We start from the raw sequence: 16,850 nt of genomic DNA on the forward strand, positions 1-16,850 counted from the left end.
CAGCTCGAATGAACCTGAATCAGATTACAGTTCCTTCAATTGACGTGGCCAAAGCGATTTCTTTTTATGAAAAACTAGGGCTTCGTCTGATTGTCAAAGCCTTGCCCCATTATGCCCGATTCGAATGCCCCGAGGGAGACGGTACTTTTTCTATCCATCAGGTCGATGAACTTCCAAAGGGAGAAGGGATTTATGTTTATTTTGAATGTACCGATTTAGATGAACAGGTCGCCAATTTAATGGAAAAAGGAATTGCGTTTGACGAACCAGCAACGGATAGACCTTGGCTATGGCGCGAAGCACGTTTACGGGATTTGGACCGCAATCGCATTATTTTGTTCTATGGAGGGGTGAATAGAAAAAGTCCACCCTGGAGGATATAGCAGGGAGACGTGTCGAATGAAGTGACAATCTCATAAGGCGCATCAAGCACCTTTTCGTCCCAAAAAGGATTTCACAAAGGCATCTTCACTCATCAAGAATTTCTCTGGACTATCGCCGATGAGCTTTTTGAAGTCACTGATAAAATGGGACTGGTCATAGTAGCCGTATTCCAATGCCAATGCCAACAAGCCCTTAGCTTCGGTAGTATTGATAATCTCGAAAATGCTATTTAACTGTACGACCTTACAGAAGTATTTGGGCGGCACTCCTATGATTTCCTTAAAAGTACGCCCATAATGACGAAGACTAAGATTGGCTTTTTCCGCTAGTTCGGAAATAGCGACGCTACCATTGTTTTTGTATATTTCATCTATAGTCAAATCAAGCCAGGGAAGAGCACTTAGACGATTGGTCTCCAACGTTTCCAATAGCTTCAAAAGCACCGGAACCCTATCGATGTTCGACTCACATTCCGCTAGTACCTTAAGTGTTTTATTGGCATTGAACAAGTTGGTGCTTTCAAGTGACTCCCACTTATTTAAAAAAGAAGCCCCCTTCAGATGAAACAGATAGTAGGGTGCCGTCGGATGTAATAAAAACCCGATTTGACCAAAATAACCATCGATTTCCATTTTAGGGATGGTGCCATAAATCTGTCCAGCAAGGTTTAAACGCGAGGGAGCAACACTCGAGTTCTTTTTGACATGCAACCAAGGTAAATCACCGTAGACATGAATCAAAACCGGAAATCCGTTCGGAAGAATAGGGAAAGTGACCTTGACCTTTTCATGGGTAGCCCCGTGAATTCCGGCAATTACGAATGGTCGTAATCTTTCGGGGATGTCACATTCCAGCTTTTCGGCAAATTTTTTAATCATTTGAAGGAACTACAGTAAAGATTTTAATATACTAATAAATGTCCATTTCTTCCTATACAAGAAAACATTCAAGGCTTATCTTAGGCTCAGAGAACAATTTAAAAATGCCAATTTCTAGAAGCTCAATACCATTTTTTCTTTTTTGCGTACTCTTGGTCTGCTCCTACTCAAAGCAATTGCAGGGGCAAGAACAATTCAGTTTTCGTCAATTAAGCGTAAAAGAAGGATTGTCACAGAACAGTGTGGTTTCCATAGCACAAGATAGTACCGGTTTTTTATGGCTGGCAACACAAGACGGCCTGAATAAGTATGACGGCAGGCAATTCACTACTTACCCCTTTCAGTTTACGGATATCACCAGACCTACCTACAGCAAATTGGGCAGTATCTATACGGATAGAACAGGTGTCGTTTGGGTAATACCCGATGACCATTTGGTCTACAGTTATGATGAAACCAAAGATTCTTTCAATGATGTTCAGGGAGTGACCCAAGCGAGTACGGTATTTCAAGATTCTGAGGGCACCCACTGGTTTGGCACGTTCAATGGCGAAATACATTTTATGACCAAGGACGGTAGGGTGCGTGAATTACCACTTTCCCTAGCCTCTGGCCACAGTATTTATGATATATCCGATCTAAACGAAAACGAGGTGTATGTGCTGACGAACCGGAACCTTATTCAGATTGATGCCAAGACCAAGCAAACTCGGATAATTGCGCCCAAAGTGTTGTTGGGAGAGGCCCTGGCTGCCGACTTTAGTGCAATGGTAAAAACAAACGATGAAAGAATCTGGATAGGTACATTTGGTGACGGCCTCTACTTTATGAAACCTGGAAGCCAGTACATGGAACGTGTTGACCCCAATGAATTTGAAGGATACCTACCCAGTAACCTCAACATCTTGGATTTATATTTCGACTCAAAGCAGCGCCTATGGGTTACTACCTATGGTAGCGGATTGATGATGCTCGATTTCAAGAAAAAAACGGTTCAACAATTCAAGGCCGAAAAGAACAATCCCAAGGCGCTGCATTATAATGACATCCTGTGTGCTTATGAAGATAATTCGGGGACCCTTTGGTTCGGCACCGATGGAGCAGGAACAAGTTATTACGATGCCTATTTAGAAAAGTTCAATTCCTATACCAATTACCAAACACCGGAAAACATTAATATAGATGTCGTGCGGGCCCTTACGGTAGATAGCGAATCCGCCATTTGGATCGGCACTTCCGGTAAGGGATTAACCCAGTTTGAACCCAGATACAATAGCTGGACAACCTACACTTCAATGAATTCCGACATTTCGTCAAATCGTATCATGAGTTTACATTATGATGCTGATGGAGCACTGTGGATCGGTACGCAAGGAGGGGGACTATCTATACTGGAGAACCAACAATTTCAAACCTACAACCGTACGAGTGCTGTTTCGTTGCCTGCAATGACGATCTGGACCATTTTTGAGGACAGCAGGCATCGTGTTTGGCTCGGTACGCGAGACGAAGGTCTGCTGCAGTTTGATACTTCGGATGGGGTATTGGGGTCGTATCAGGATTTTGCCGTTGGGGACTCTCTCGTTAGCCGGAAAAACATTCGCGTGATCATTGAAGATCCCCATGGCAATTTTTGGCTGGGCACGGATAACCAGGGCCTTGTAAAGTTTAATCCGAATACTGGGGAATCAGAAGTTTTTATGACCGGAGCGGATAAGAATACCATCTCGGGCAACGGAATTAAATCTTTGTTTTATGATCAGGACGGAGTGTTGTGGGTTGGTACGTCTGGCAAGGGTTTAAATGCGCTAGACATCACTTCCGGAAAATTTGAAAACTATACGACAGCTGACGGACTTTCAAATAATGTCATCTATGGCATCTTGCCAGATGAACAAGGCCATCTTTGGCTTAGTTCCAATAAAGGAATTACCCGGTTCACCCCTCCAAAGAAAGGCAATGGGGCTCTGGGTATCGTGAACTATGATAATTATGATGCCTTGGCGACCGAATTCAATACAGGTGCTTATTTTAAAGGTGAAGATGGGCAACTATATTTTGGTGGTCTTGAGGGGCTGTATTGGTTTAATCCGGAGCACATCAGTCAGAGTACATTCTTGCCTCCTACGGTCATTACGGATTTTAAGGTCTTGAATCAAGATAGATCAATACATTCCGATACCTTGTTGGCTTACGATGAGAACACCATCGACCTTTCCTTTTCAAGCCTCCAGTTTTCGGAACCGGAAAAGAACCAATATCGATATCGCTTGGTGCCTTATGAGGAGAATTGGGTGACCTCGGGCAACAAGAATTTTGTGCGATATACACATTTGCCCCCCGATGCGTACGAATTTCAGGTCATCTCAAGTAATTATGATGGCCAATGGAATGATAGCCCTGAACGTTTTAATTTTACTATTTCTGCTCCTTGGTACTTCAATACATGGTCGAAAATAGGATACGCCTTACTTTTTATACTTACCGGTATAGTGATATACCGCTATCTGAAGTGGCGATGGAAAATGCAACTTGACCTCCAATTAAAAGAGGAAGAAGCTCATCGGCTGAAGGAGCTTAATGCATATAAGTCGAAGATTTACACCGAGATCGCCCACGAATTTCGCACGCCACTTACATTGATTGCAGGCCCTGTGGAATCAAAACTTTCCGAACCGGGCCTTTCGGAATCGGATATGTCAAGATTTTCGATGATCGAACGCAATACCTCACGCCTTACCAACTTGGTGGATCAGCTACTGCAATTGGCGAAGCTCGAGGAGGGCGAGTTTGAACTTCAAAAAGAATGGGGCGATCTCGGACTTTTTCTCAAATCGACCGCTTCTTCCTTTGCGTATGAGGCCAAACAGCAAAAAGTACACTATCAGTATGAGGTTGAAGACGTACCCCTGGCGTTCTATGATCAAGATGCGTTGGACAAAATCGTCGTCAACCTTATTTCCAATGCCCTTAAATATGGTCGAAAAGAAGGAAGATGTGAATTTTCGGCTAACCTTGATACAAATGTCTTGTATATAAGGGTCGAAAACGATACCGATGGCGATATTGGCGATGTGCAAAAATTGTTTGAGCGTTTCTACCAAAAGGATAAAAGTTCTAAAGGGGCTGGCATTGGACTCTCCCTAGTGAAGGAATTGGTAAAATTATACCATGGGGAAATCCGAGTGCAACAAGATAACCATAAGATGGTATTCAACGTAAAACTTCCCATAACGGTCAAAGAACCTGAAATCAATATAGGGCAGGCCAATGAAAGGGGTGTGGTCGAGTCTACTAAGGATGTACCTATTTTACTGGTGGTAGAGGACAATGCCGATGTGCGGGATTTTATTGCAACGGAATTCGGCAAATCGTACAGGATACTACAGGCCGAAAATGGACGGAAAGGGGTGCAAATAGCTTTTGAGGAGATTCCCGATATCATCATATCCGATGTAAAAATGCCTGTTCAAGATGGTATTTGGTTGTGCAATACCTTGAAAACAGATGAGCGCACCAGCCATATCCCTATTGTTTTGTTGACGGCAAGTACGGCCAGAAAAAATGAACTTGAGGGTTTAAAAGCTGGAGCCGACGATTATGTCACCAAACCTTTTAAGATCAAAATATTGGAAAAACGGGTTTCCAATTTGATCAGCTCCCGGAAATTATTACGTGAACGCTACGTTCAAGAGGGGTTTGTCACACCTAAGGAGATTGCCATTACCCCTACCGATGAGGCCTTTTTAACCAAAGTACAAGACATCATGGATGAGCACTTGGCGGATACCGAGTTCAATACGGCCCAGTTCAGCCGTTCAATAGGTATGAGTCGCATGCAATTGCACCGAAAACTGATGGCATACACCGGCCTTTCCACTTCCGCCTTTATTCGTTCGCAGCGTTTGAAGCAGGCGGTGTATATTTTAAAGACTTCAGATGCTACCATCAATGAAGTTGCCTATACCGTGGGCTTCAATACTCCTAGTTACTTTATCAAATGTTTCAAGGAAACCTACAAAAAAACCCCAATGGAGTATCTTCAAAATTCTGATAATTAGACACTTATAATTGGTGTTACATTTCTTCTACACTTTGTTACATATGGGCTATCGTTTCTAATTTACTCCAAATACTTTTGATTCCAGAGCATTGAAAACAGAATCATGAGCACAAAAACCATATCAAAATGAAAAACAAATTCTCAACTAAAATATGCCTTGCCATTGCGCTATTGAGTACCATCGCATGTGATGAAGACAATCCTTTGAATCCACTGGATGTCTGTGCCGATGGAGTAGGTTGGACAGAAGCAGTATCTACAGAATTGAACGCCTACAATCAAGCATCACAGGCCTATAATGAGGAACCAACATCGGAAAATTGCGCAGCCGTCAAGACAAGTGCCAAAAACTATTTTGACGCGTTGGGCGATGCGCTTGAATGTGTTCCTTCGGCAAGTAGGGCAGATATTGATAGTGCAATTAAAGAGGCAAAAGACGAAGTTGATCGGGAGAGTTGCGATTGATGGTCATACTCAAAATGCCCAGACCCTTGATTGGAAATACAACTTTTTTATATGTGCTTTTACTAGTATCCTTTAACCTTTTGGCCCAGGCGCAAACAAAGACGACAAAGGAAACCAAGCTTATCGTCATTGTATCGTCCGATGGGGAAATCACGGCGCTCGAACTTTTTGAAAATGATAAAAGCAATAGAAAAAGACTCTTGGAAATATACCCTGAAAGCGCTTATTTTTTGGGCACTTTGGTCGGTCGGTACCAAATGAACGGAACCCATGTCGTACCCGTACCCGAATCAACGGTGAAAGTGTTCAAGGGCCATAAGCTATTCTCGGAGAAAGGTTTTTCCAAGGGGGAAGATTTTGAAAAAGGAAATGATATCATATTGGGTGAAGTAAGGGCCTTGATACTTGAGCATAGCAAGGCAGAACTAATTTTAAAAATAACGAATAATGAAAACTAACCTATTATTTTTTATGGTCTTCTGTATCATGGGGGGTACCGCAAGGGCCCAAAGCCCTGAGGAAAAACGAGCGCAAAAAATGATGGATAGCATCATGGAAAACATGCCCGAGGACCAAAAGGCCTTTATGCAGCAGGTGATGGCAATGGGCGAAAAGGCCAATGAGAATCGCACGAAAGAAAGAGCGGAAGTCCGAAAGGCGCAAGAAGTTAAAAATAGAGCCGCCGAAAAGAAGTCGGAAGATGAATTTTATTGGAGGAATACCATCGCCAGCAATACGCAAGGTAAATTTAGTAACTGGCCATACGGCAAGGCCGATATTAAAGTGCGGTTTTCAAATGGATGGAATAAACCTGCGGACTATCTAAAGGTGGGCGAGGTTTCCGCTAACGGACAAGTCACCTTGAAACTTCCGAATATCGATAGTTCAAAATGGCCAAGAACACCGATTGAGAAGGCCGATAACGAAGGAGATGGGATGTGGGCCAATCTAGAGTCATTGGCATTTTCAAATGAAGAGGTTACCTATTTTTCGACAAGATTCAGTCTGCACATCTTACGTGGTGAAGAAGAATTGGGGAATCTTAAAATAGGGAATGCCATCAAACCCGTAGTGAACTTGAATTCACCTTGCTGTATTGGTAAGGCGGGAGATGGGTACACCGCACACTGGATGTATATGAGTCAGGGCCATAGTATTCAGGGTGCCGCATATGATAATGGAATAAATGGCAGTGAAGGCGAAATAGTACACGATTTAAAGTTTCAACCCGGCTGGAATTTGGTCAAAGTTAGGGTAGAAGGCACAAAAGGAATGACGGCTAACGCAACCTCCCGAACCGACTATTGGAAGAACAAATATTATACGGCTACCACTTCCCTGCCTACCGACGCAAAATACTATTTCATCTCATTCGTAAATAAATAAAAAATGAGAGCTAGCAAACTAAACAAACTCATACATCTGGTATTCGCCCTCTGGTTATTGACCATCTTGGTGATGGTCTATCTGGGGCTTGATATCTAATGCCTACGGTATAGATTTTCCAAGTTAATTCTCCATGGGTCGAACAACCATGATGCCGATGTTCTTATTTACTTTTTTAAGGTAATCGGCCAGTGGCAGCTGGGAGACCTCCACCTGCATCGACCCTGTAGAAGCGTGTAGCAAGTGAATGCGTCCATCCTTTTCACGAGTAGCAATGCCGGTATGGGTGACATCTAGTCCCTTTATCGAAGTGGCCAAAGCAATAATATCCCCGGTTTGAATCAAATGTTCGTTCGCTTCAATTTGGTCTTGGGGTAGGTAACAAAAGCTTTCTTTGGCCAATTCTTTTTCCGTGGCGAGAATTTTTTCAAAGTTGCGATCATCTTTCAGAAAGGGATACAATTCGCGATGTGTCCCCATAAAATTGATGTCCTTTTGAATGGCAATACCCCCGATTTCAGAAGTGATATCTTTGACGAGTCCTTTTTGATCGTTATTTCGAATCCATTCAGTAAAGTAATGTAGGCGAGAGCCGTATCCGTCTAGCTTGCCATCTTTATACCGAATGGTTTTTAATACATCGATAAAGCTGTCAAAGTCAGCTTTTCCATCCCTAAGTGAAGTGCTAAAGGCCAATACATTCTCGACATAAGTGGTACAATCCAGCCCCTGCAAGTTAATGACCAAGGTCTCGGTATCGCCGATCTCTAAGGTTTTGGCCACATACGGAATCTCTAAAAAGGTCTTTCCGACCGCGACCATGGTCTTTCCAAAATCGGCTTCCAGCAAGCCATCGATTTCGATAGTCTTATTCTCAAAGGCTTCTTTATCGGCCGGGGAGCATGTGATTTGCTGGGCAACGCTATTTACAACAACAAATAGCAAAGAACATAAGAGCAATTGTGATTTTCTCATTGTGTAAAATTACTTGAAAAATCGTAAAAAGAATAAAATCACATTTGTCACAAATAGTACGGTCAATAAAACAGGAGCACTGTACTCATATAGTTACTATATCAAGTTTGACAAACAATTACTCCTCTTTAAAAAGTGTTAGAATTTCTAATTCTAGATCTCGATTCCAGAAGTCTGAGTTGGTTTCAAACGTGTTGAAAATAAAATCAGCATAAGACTCGCTTCTTAAACAAAATTCGGTAGTTGAGTACGTAATGTTTGCCAAATCAATATGTGGATAGAGCGATGTCAGTTCCTCAGGGATTTGTCCAAGTGTGGGATAGATTGTGTTAGTGGAATGGATTTTTCTTATGGTAACCGCAGTTGCATCATCAGTTATATCGCTACGTACGAACCAAGAACTTGCTTTACGTTGATAATCTAGATCAGTATTGATGGTGAAACTATTGATGTTTTTGTCGACGAATTCAACGATAGGTTTATCGGGTACAAAGGTGTTGTTTGGATAATCACCTTGTTTTCTGTAAAACCATTTATAGTCGTCCATGACCATTTGAACTACTGTTTGAAACTTGTCGAAAGTTTCGATAATTGGTATTTGCACTCGAGACCGATTGCTCGATGTGCTTTCTGGGTAGACACTAACGGGACCATCCATCAAGGTGAAAGCACCATTATTGTAGCTTTGATCTGACGTTAGCCCACGAGCAAGAAAGGATTTAAATTTTGTGGGAGGAAAAGAGAAATTTGCACCTAGAGTTACAGGGGTTAAATCGGCAAAATCTAATTCTGGTAGGGTAATATTTTGAGTTGGCTCAATAAGCGTATAGTGATATACCTGGTTTTTGCTATCTTCAATAAGAAGCAAATATTCCCGATTTTCATAAAACGGAATATTCTCCATTTTCATGTTGATTCCACCAAATACGTAACTTCCTGAAATACCATCAGGAAAAACAGACTTTTTACTTGTCGATAATGAATAAAAGGGGAAGCCTCCTAATGGCGGATTTGGGATGTTATTTATTGTTTGGTTAAAAATACCACTGGAGGCTATTTCATTTGCAGTATAACGATATGTGTTCAAAAACCACTTACTTCCTTTCTTAATATTTGGATAAGTTTCAAGTTCGTGCCTATATTCTTTAATGCGAAAATGATGATTGAATATGGTGATATTTAGTTGTTCAGGAATATCTTCTGGAACTTTTTCGAATACTAGTTGATCACCGTTTTCAAATGATTTATAATCGATTAGATTACCTTCTGTATCATGGATAATTATCCAATTCTGTACCTGTTCTGAAGTTGGAGGTGCAGATTCATATGAAGAACCCACATTGAAGGTAAAATAAACCTCAGTAGCAGGTTCTTGAGGCTCCTCTACTTCAGAAATAGGCTTTTCTTCTGTTTCCGGATTTGGAGTGGGCTCTTCATCTTTGGCACAATTGACCACAATCAAAAAAGCGAAGAACAAGAGGGGTATTTGGATAAGTTTCATTTCGTACTGAATTGGAAAATAGTTGTCGGAAAGGTAGTACATATTATAAGAGGGCACTTCGGTTACTAGGTCAACACCATAAAAACATCGATTAAAGAATTTTTGCGCTGGTGTAACAAATCTTAATTTTTAGCTACCAATTATTTGCGCTCATATTCCGTAGCGCTTTTACACCTCGGTTTTTTTGCCGAAATTGGAACAATATAAAGAACCCCGGTTCTATTTCACCAACTTTTTATTTGCTTGACTTTACCAATATCGATTGGCTAGGGTAGCAAACGTTAAACACTAAAAACAAAAACCATATGGCCGACGATTTTGATTTATTAGAGACCGATTCCGCTTCCGAACAAGAAAAAGTAGATGTCAATTGGGGCAAGGCCGTTGACCAGATGAAGTCAAAACTTGCCCAAGAAGATGACCCCGAGGCACGTCAAAAAATATTGAATGCGACCCTTGACGATGTGGTAGGCATGGCCGAAAAGGATCGAAAGTCCCTGTTGGAGGCCATCAAAGATCTGACCGACTACCAAGATGAGGTCGGCATCATTTTCGAAAAATTCTCTACCCTTAATGCCGAAGAACAAAAGGTCATCGACGACGCCCAAAAAGGACTCGAGCGGGCCAAGATCGCCTTGGAAGACGCCGAAAACGTCAAAGACAACTGGTGGAACAACCTTTGGGGAAGAAAATCAAAGATCAAAAAACGCGCCGAGGAGTTGGCGGTTGCCCAAAAGACCAGAGACGGGGCCGATTTGAAAGCGAAACAGATGTTTCAAGAACGAATCGAGTCTGCCGATGTACAGACCCTGCTAAACGAACTCTCTTACAAAAGTCAAGCCGCTGTTGGGCGTTTGAAAAACAGGGAAAGCGAAATCAAGGAGGTCGAAGACAAGCTTCAGGTGGCTATTGTCGAAGCCAGTAAGAACCACACCAAGGCCCTCGAAAAGAAAAAGGAGACTGAAGACAAACTTGAAGAGCAATATGCCTTATTGAAACAGGCGCGACAGGCTTTGGAAGAGATTGCGGATAAGCAATCCTCTGCGTATTCCGAGGCAATTGGAAAGGTCACGACCATCGAGCAAAAGGTAGAGGAACTCGAAGGCCTGAAAAATGCCTATACCACGCTGGCCGCCAGTAAGGACAGTTTTGTACACAAACACAATCTCACCATCAAGGTGTTGACATCATTACGCAGTAATTTACAGACCCATCGTGCGAAATTAAAGAGTGATACGGATGAGCGCTTGAAATATTATGACGGATACGTCGTGGCCTTAAAAGCGCGTACGGATCAAGAATTCGCCGCTATCTTAGAGCATCTGGGCGTTAAGACGGATGAACACATTGGTCAAACCTTAGCTTCGATGCATACCGCCAGTGCCAAAGCACGCCAAGAAATGATGGACAATATTCCGGTACACGAAAAAGTAATGCAAGGCGTATATTCCAGCTACGCCGAAGCCCTTCAAGAAATACGGGTCAAGGATTCTGAAATCCAGAAAAATTTCGCCGATCGCTACGGTATCGATATGAAGGAAATTTTCGAAGAGTATTATGCCAATGATGGAGCTGCACCCTCCAACGATGGTGATGACGCTCCTCCGACACCCGCCCCGGAAGCTGAAGATGACTTATTGAGTTAGATCCATAGCATAGACTATAGAACAACAGCTGGTTGTAGCGTTTCGAAGTTTCGGAGCGCTAGAACCGGTAGCTACAAAACCTTAATCCAATTTTAGTTCTTTCATGACCATCAATCAAATCGTTACGCCTTTAGATAGCGCTGTTCTGGAAACCAAAGAACAGTACAAGGTCTATTTTAAGATTGTGGTACATGCATTGAACGAGTTGGTCGATAGTGTGGAAAAAGAGGATATCTGTACCCATGCCGAAGCGACTTTTGTCAAGCAATATGGTGAGTTGCTAACGTATTCGTTAGAAGCCTTCCGTATCAAGTACCTCTTTGACGATGAGGAAAAGATGCGAATCGACCTGACCGAATCCGGTTTTCCGAGTTATTTGGAGTTTCGATACCTGTACAACGATCTTGAATTGAAACAAGAACACGTGAACAAACTGCCCGAGGTTTCCCGCTTGAAATCGGAATTTTTGGAGACCCTCATGAAAGATAAGCAACCGATCAATGATAGAAGGTTGCGTCAGGCCGCATCCCTAGTCTATTATACCTCCGTTGAGAAGCGATTCATCTATAATCGTTTTGTACAGGGTAAAATAATCCCCGTTATGGGCCTTGATGCGGAGTATATGGTGAGTTGGTCCTTCTATGATGTAACCTTTAATCGACCGTTTATCTGCTTTATGTACTTTGATTTGAACAAAGAAAAGGCGGAAGATATCAAAGCTGAATTGTACGCGGTCTTGAAGCAGAGCTCAGACCGTGATATGCCCATTGATATGATGGCCTATGCCATCGATAAAAAATTACCGAACGTATTTCCAAAACGGATCAAAAAGTTGGATTTGGGTCCTTTGCACAGTGTCTTTGCCAAAGATGAACTCGAGGTAACCCACGTTATTCTAAAGGCCATCGTAGAAAAGACCTTTGACCTTTCGGCCTACGCGATTTCGCTGCATGCCGATGAAGCGATTTCCACCTCGGAATTCAAGGAGGGTGGTTTTTTCAAGAAGCAAACCTTGCAAGTTTGGGAAAAATCAAAACGAAAGAGCTATCTGTTTTGCCCACATCGGGTGATGCAGGCGTTGTATGATAACATCCCCGAAACCATCAATGCCTTGACAGGAAATCCGATTGAGATTTCAAGTTTGAAACTAGAGTGAGGTGTGAAAAGTATATAGAACGTAACAACGAAAAGGGAGGCGATACAAGTGTGGCTCGAACAACCCTGGCACTAGAGGTCTATCTTCTAGGAAAAGAGCTCTAATACATAGGAACAGTAAGTCAAACGTCATAGGTCGAAAATCCAAAAGCGCAGTAGTTTAAAAGAATAGCAAATGGAACACAACAGTACATTTCCCATAAAGAACTCCGAACTCAATGCAGTTCGCGATGAGGCGACTTCCTATTTAAAAGGAATCCAATGGGAGCAAGGCGGAAAAGCCAAAAGCCGGAATAAGAATAAAAAGGATGAATCGATTCTTTTATACTTATCAAAGGCAACAGGCAATGCGGCCAATGAAGTGATTTCGGTGTCCAAGACCATTTTAGCCCTGAAAAAGCGGTTACTGCCTGATTCGGTGGCGATTCCTTTGCACCTGAACCGTGCGTTATTCGCGTTACAGGAAGGATTGACCATGGGCATTTGGTTGCGGGACAGTTATTCCGATGCTTCTGGATTATCTGCATTAAATGAGCGAAAATCGACCTTAGATGTAGCACAGCGGCGTGAATATGATTCCAAACAACAGACCGCCACAGCTTTTATGCTGCACGGAATCGCTTGTCGTATTCTGTTCGACTTGAAACCAGTGGCTTCGGATGATCTGAGCGTGATGAAAAATAAGTTTGCCGGTATTCCCGAGCTTTCGGTGCTATCGCCACTCAAAGGCGTTTCATGTATGCTGTTCTACTATGATAAGTATATGGGCCACCCTGAGATCATCACTTCAGATGAGGAGGTAACCAATTTTACCGTAGTCTTCTTTGAGGCCTTGATTTCGGAAATACAACAACGTCTGGGTACGTTTGAATATACCGAAACTATAACCGACCGCACCTATAAGCTTGAAAAAAGCGAGTTTGCGATTTCTGGATGGAACAATGCCTTTGAAGGAACTGCCGTCAGTGTGGAGTTCAACAAAATCCGATTTGAGGAAATCGTGGGTAACCGTGATGCAAAACACTTTGCCCGCCGCTTGACCGAACGGATGATGAGCTATGATTTTGAGGTGAAGAAAAATCCGTTTCAAGAACTAGGCGGATTTATGCCGGTCTTTATGGGATATGGTATTCCGGGAACAGGAAAAAGTATGCTGATCGCGGCCATTGCCACGAAACTTAAGGAGCAGTGTGATGCGCTCGATATTCCGTTTTTGTTCCACCCGATGCCGGATACCTTGATATCTACTTTTCAAGGGGGATCCGCAGAAAAAATGGTACAATGGATGAAACCTTTACAAGACCCGACCAAACTGATTTTTGCACCGATTGACGATGCGGAGAACAATTTACAGGAGCGAACCGCACAGGGGGTATCTGCCGGGGTCAAGGAAGTCATCGGCGTTTTTCTGAGATATACCGAAGGGGCTTATGCCATTAATTATGGAAATAGTTCGATCGGTTTGTTCACGAATCTTCCGGAAATGTTGGATAAAGCGGTCATTTCGCGTGTACAAGGACGATTTAAGATCGATGGGGCCCGCACCATTCCCGATTTTGTGGATCAAGACTACATTTGGTGGAGCAAGTTTCAAGAGACCATGCCCGAGTTTGTGAATATGCAAAATCCGAAGGATTATGAATTCTTGAGCGCACAGGGCTTGGCAAAGAACCTGAGTGAGATTTTAAACCAATCCGAAAAACCGACCGAGGCAAAGGTCTTAGAGATTTATGAACAAACAGCGGCGAAGCACCAAACCGATGAGCATCTGTTTTTTGCGGAACTATACAATAACATCCAACAGTCGTTTCCCTTTTTCTCTTCACGGGATATTCGAAATATTCAAAGTGCCGTTTCGCTGCGCCTGACCGATTTTGACCTCCCGGAAGAATGGTTCAATGATCCTGCCCTGTATTTTCAAAAGGACTATGATACGAAGTTCGGAATGCTCAAAGAACTCATGAAAGCCAATATGAAGGGTCTTGATTTCTCCGACATCCGAAGACAGGAAACAATTCGCTATTTAGATAATGTGGCCACTATTGCCGATACCGACTTCAAACGAAAAGTAGCCGGTCGTGTACACGACATGAACGTGCAACGGGCAGCCAGCAAACAATTTGAGCAAGGAAGCTAATGGAGAAATTAAGGGCATCGGGTTTATTCGGTGGAGGCATGGTTGTGCTCTCTGGTTCACTGGCGAAACGCTATAATGAATGCTTGGATATGCTGGGGGTAAAACCGACCAAGCTAAAGACGTTTTCCATTGACGGTATGGGATGGAGCCCTGAAGTCGCCGTTGAGAAAAAGGAAAACTATTATTTGAATACGGGCGAAGCGAATGTGAACGCTATCATCATTTCGCCCCAACAGAAAGACAAGCCGGTACATATGCCCTCGCATAGTTTTGATCGCGATGTGATGGAAGCGGTTTTTGCGGCCTATGGGCGAGAGATTCGTGATATCACCAAAGACGCCGCCCTAGTGCTTCATTTAGATCAACGGATCGATGCTTTTTTCGATCCTTTTGATCTACTTCGGTATGACACCATTGAAGTTTCATTTGCGGTCTTGAACGATTTGGATAAGAAGCAACTAGAGCAGCAGGCGTTTATCAATTTCTTTAACCGCGATAACAATTTCATTGATCGTGATGTGCACAACCACCTCCTTAAATCAGCCAAGGAATACGGAGATCTGCGCGGGCGGAAATTGAAGTTGGATCCTATCAAATTAAAGGTCAAATCATTTCATACCAGGGCCTTCGGTGGGGTGTTCGTGCTAAAGAATTTTGTAAAGAAAATATTGGTGTTCGAAGATGAAAAGGTGTTTAAGAGTGCCATCAATGATACTGCGCATGATATCTTATTGTTTCACAAAGACCATGACGAATTGATGGAGGCCTTGGTAAGTAATATGGTGCTTCGAAAAGATTTTAAGGGCGCTATGCGCACCCCTAGATATGACCGCGTCAAAAAGCATGTTTTCGTTGAGGAGACCACAAAGACCGACCATCCCTTAAGTGAAATTTTGGACAGTCATTTCTTGTTCAAGAAGTACCTGAACAAACTACCGAAGGAGACGCAGAAAAAGATATCGGGGGTTGAGTTATATTACCAACGCTTGATCGTTGACAAGAACTTGAAAATCGCGGAGTATGTCGATGAACATTTTGTCAAAATACTGCATGAACCACATCCTTCGTTAAGCGAAGAGGAGGAAGAATTAGCCTGGAAGTTACTTTCCAAGATCGTACCCAAAGATCCGGTACACCTCTATTGGTATGACAAAGAACAATTCTATAACATCTTTACCGCCTGGAATCCGGATTATCAAGATTGGGTCATCGATGAGATTCTTGAAAACAATAAAAAACAGGGCATATGACACTAGAAATCATTGTATTTATCGGAGCGATCCTATTCGGAATAGTTTGGTATTGGAGCGAGTCAAAAAGTAACAAGCTCTATCGCTTGGGAAATCGGATTACCCATGCGAAAGACTTGCAAATGAGGTCTGATAACCGAAAAGGGTTTTTGCATCAACAGCCATTTTTAGTTCGGTTGGTTTGGGTAACTGTCGCATTTGCACTTGGTGCTGCCCTGGTCACTTTTGTAACCCCGATCAACGTTTTCTTCATTCAGTATTTTGCATCCGCTATAGTGGGAACCTTGATCGGGAGCTATATCGCTTCCGCAGTGATTTTTACGAGGGATAGTACGAGCAAGGAAAATCTTGAAAAAGTGTTTGACAAGGGAAAGGAGTTCGTGGAAGATTTGGTAGATAGTGATGAAGAGGTCAAGGAAGAACCCCACCAGCAAACAGTCGAAGAAAAGCAACCGGAAGCCGAGGTCAAAAAATCGGCCAGAGATCGACTGAAGGATAAAGGGATGATCAAGTAGCTTACCGTCACATCGAACACAATCGAGATGGATATAATCTAGCTAGTTGAAGTGGTAAGAAAGCTTAATTATTGAAGATGATACAGTATTTGTATTGGGGGTTGTTCGCCGTCGGAATGGTTTTGTTGTATTTCGCAATGCGTTCCTATAACAATACACGAGACCTGCTGAGTACCGGAATAAAAACAGCGGCTACCGTTGTTGATATGATAACGGTACATGACAGCGACGGCTCAACCTATAAACCTGTTTTTGAATTTACGGACCGTCAGCAAAAACTACGTAGATATCGAAGTGAGGTAAGCTCACGTCCACCGGCATATAAGATAGGGGAAAAAGTCAAGATAGTGTATGACGAACACGATGATGACGAAGTAAAAACCCTTTCGTTTTGGGGCTTGTACCGTTGGTGCATCATTTTGTTGTGTAGCGCGTCATCCCTTCTGATAATTGGTGGAGGCTACCTGCTCTACACGTTATAAAGGCGTAAATTGA

General features: G+C 42.8%; 14 protein-coding genes. 11 read left to right on the top strand and 3 right to left on the bottom strand.

The window, feature by feature from the left end:
* Positions 1-8 precede the first annotated feature (8 nt).
* Positions 9-383: a VOC family protein gene (locus ACKWCA_RS06415; RefSeq protein ID WP_413977340.1), complete on the top strand. Its 375-nt coding sequence runs from the start codon at positions 9-11 to the stop codon at positions 381-383.
* A gap of 42 nt (positions 384-425) precedes the next feature.
* On the opposite strand, the gene ACKWCA_RS06420 is transcribed toward ACKWCA_RS06415, so the two are convergent.
* On the bottom strand, positions 426-1,262 hold the full coding sequence (locus ACKWCA_RS06420) for a helix-turn-helix domain-containing protein (RefSeq protein WP_413977341.1): 837 nt from the start codon (positions 1,260-1,262) through the stop codon (positions 426-428).
* A gap of 104 nt (positions 1,263-1,366) precedes the next feature.
* Between ACKWCA_RS06420 and ACKWCA_RS06425 the strand changes: the two genes are divergently transcribed.
* The 4 genes from ACKWCA_RS06425 (at position 1,367) to ACKWCA_RS06440 (ending at position 7,176) form a co-directional block, all read left to right on the top strand.
* Positions 1,367-5,323: a hybrid sensor histidine kinase/response regulator transcription factor gene (locus tag ACKWCA_RS06425; RefSeq protein WP_413977342.1), complete on the top strand. Its 3,957-nt coding sequence runs from the start codon at positions 1,367-1,369 to the stop codon at positions 5,321-5,323.
* Between the two features lie 128 nt (positions 5,324-5,451).
* On the top strand, positions 5,452-5,790 hold the full coding sequence (locus ACKWCA_RS06430; protein WP_413977343.1) for a hypothetical protein: 339 nt from the start codon (positions 5,452-5,454) through the stop codon (positions 5,788-5,790).
* Between the two features lie 53 nt (positions 5,791-5,843).
* Positions 5,844-6,248: a hypothetical protein gene (locus ACKWCA_RS06435; protein WP_413977344.1), complete on the top strand. Its 405-nt coding sequence runs from the start codon at positions 5,844-5,846 to the stop codon at positions 6,246-6,248.
* Entirely contained in the window at positions 6,238-7,176 is a 939-nt protein-coding gene (locus ACKWCA_RS06440; RefSeq protein WP_413977345.1) for a hypothetical protein, read from the top strand. Before ACKWCA_RS06435 ends, ACKWCA_RS06440 begins: the two co-directional genes overlap by 11 nt.
* A 123-nt stretch (positions 7,177-7,299) precedes the next feature.
* Here the strand turns inward: ACKWCA_RS06440 and ACKWCA_RS06445 are convergent, their stop codons facing one another.
* On the bottom strand, positions 7,300-8,151 hold the full coding sequence (locus ACKWCA_RS06445) for an N-acetylmuramoyl-L-alanine amidase-like domain-containing protein (RefSeq protein WP_413977346.1): 852 nt from the start codon (positions 8,149-8,151) through the stop codon (positions 7,300-7,302).
* Between the two features lie 118 nt (positions 8,152-8,269).
* Positions 8,270-9,652 carry a hypothetical protein gene (locus tag ACKWCA_RS06450; RefSeq protein ID WP_413977347.1) on the bottom strand — a complete coding sequence of 461 codons (1,383 nt, stop codon included), beginning with the start codon at positions 9,650-9,652 and terminating at the stop codon, positions 8,270-8,272.
* A gap of 305 nt (positions 9,653-9,957) precedes the next feature.
* Between ACKWCA_RS06450 and ACKWCA_RS06455 the strand changes: the two genes are divergently transcribed.
* The 6 genes from ACKWCA_RS06455 to ACKWCA_RS06480 all read left to right on the top strand — a co-directional run bounded on the left by ACKWCA_RS06455 (position 9,958) and on the right by ACKWCA_RS06480 (position 16,837).
* Positions 9,958-11,298 (top strand): coiled-coil domain-containing protein, encoded by a 1,341-nt coding sequence (locus tag ACKWCA_RS06455; protein WP_413977348.1) that lies wholly within the window; start codon positions 9,958-9,960, stop codon positions 11,296-11,298.
* Between the two features lie 103 nt (positions 11,299-11,401).
* On the top strand, positions 11,402-12,454 hold the full coding sequence (locus tag ACKWCA_RS06460) for a hypothetical protein (protein WP_413977349.1): 1,053 nt from the start codon (positions 11,402-11,404) through the stop codon (positions 12,452-12,454).
* 174 nt (positions 12,455-12,628) lie between these two features.
* Positions 12,629-14,590 (top strand): AAA family ATPase, encoded by a 1,962-nt coding sequence (locus ACKWCA_RS06465; protein ID WP_413977350.1) that lies wholly within the window; start codon positions 12,629-12,631, stop codon positions 14,588-14,590.
* Positions 14,590-15,840, top strand: coding sequence for a DUF6638 family protein (locus ACKWCA_RS06470; RefSeq protein ID WP_413977351.1), 1,251 nt, complete (start codon positions 14,590-14,592; stop codon positions 15,838-15,840). Before ACKWCA_RS06465 ends, ACKWCA_RS06470 begins: the two co-directional genes overlap by 1 nt.
* Positions 15,837-16,355, top strand: a complete 519-nt coding sequence (locus ACKWCA_RS06475; RefSeq protein WP_413977352.1) for a hypothetical protein — start codon at positions 15,837-15,839, stop codon at positions 16,353-16,355. The genes ACKWCA_RS06470 and ACKWCA_RS06475 overlap by 4 nt, the downstream gene beginning before the upstream one ends.
* 77 nt (positions 16,356-16,432) lie before the next feature.
* Positions 16,433-16,837 (top strand): DUF3592 domain-containing protein, encoded by a 405-nt coding sequence (locus ACKWCA_RS06480; RefSeq protein WP_413977353.1) that lies wholly within the window; start codon positions 16,433-16,435, stop codon positions 16,835-16,837.
* Positions 16,838-16,850 lie beyond the last annotated feature (13 nt).

It is taken from the genome of Maribacter corallii, from assembly GCF_047345415.1.
GTDB lineage: Bacteria > Bacteroidota > Bacteroidia > Flavobacteriales > Flavobacteriaceae > Maribacter_C.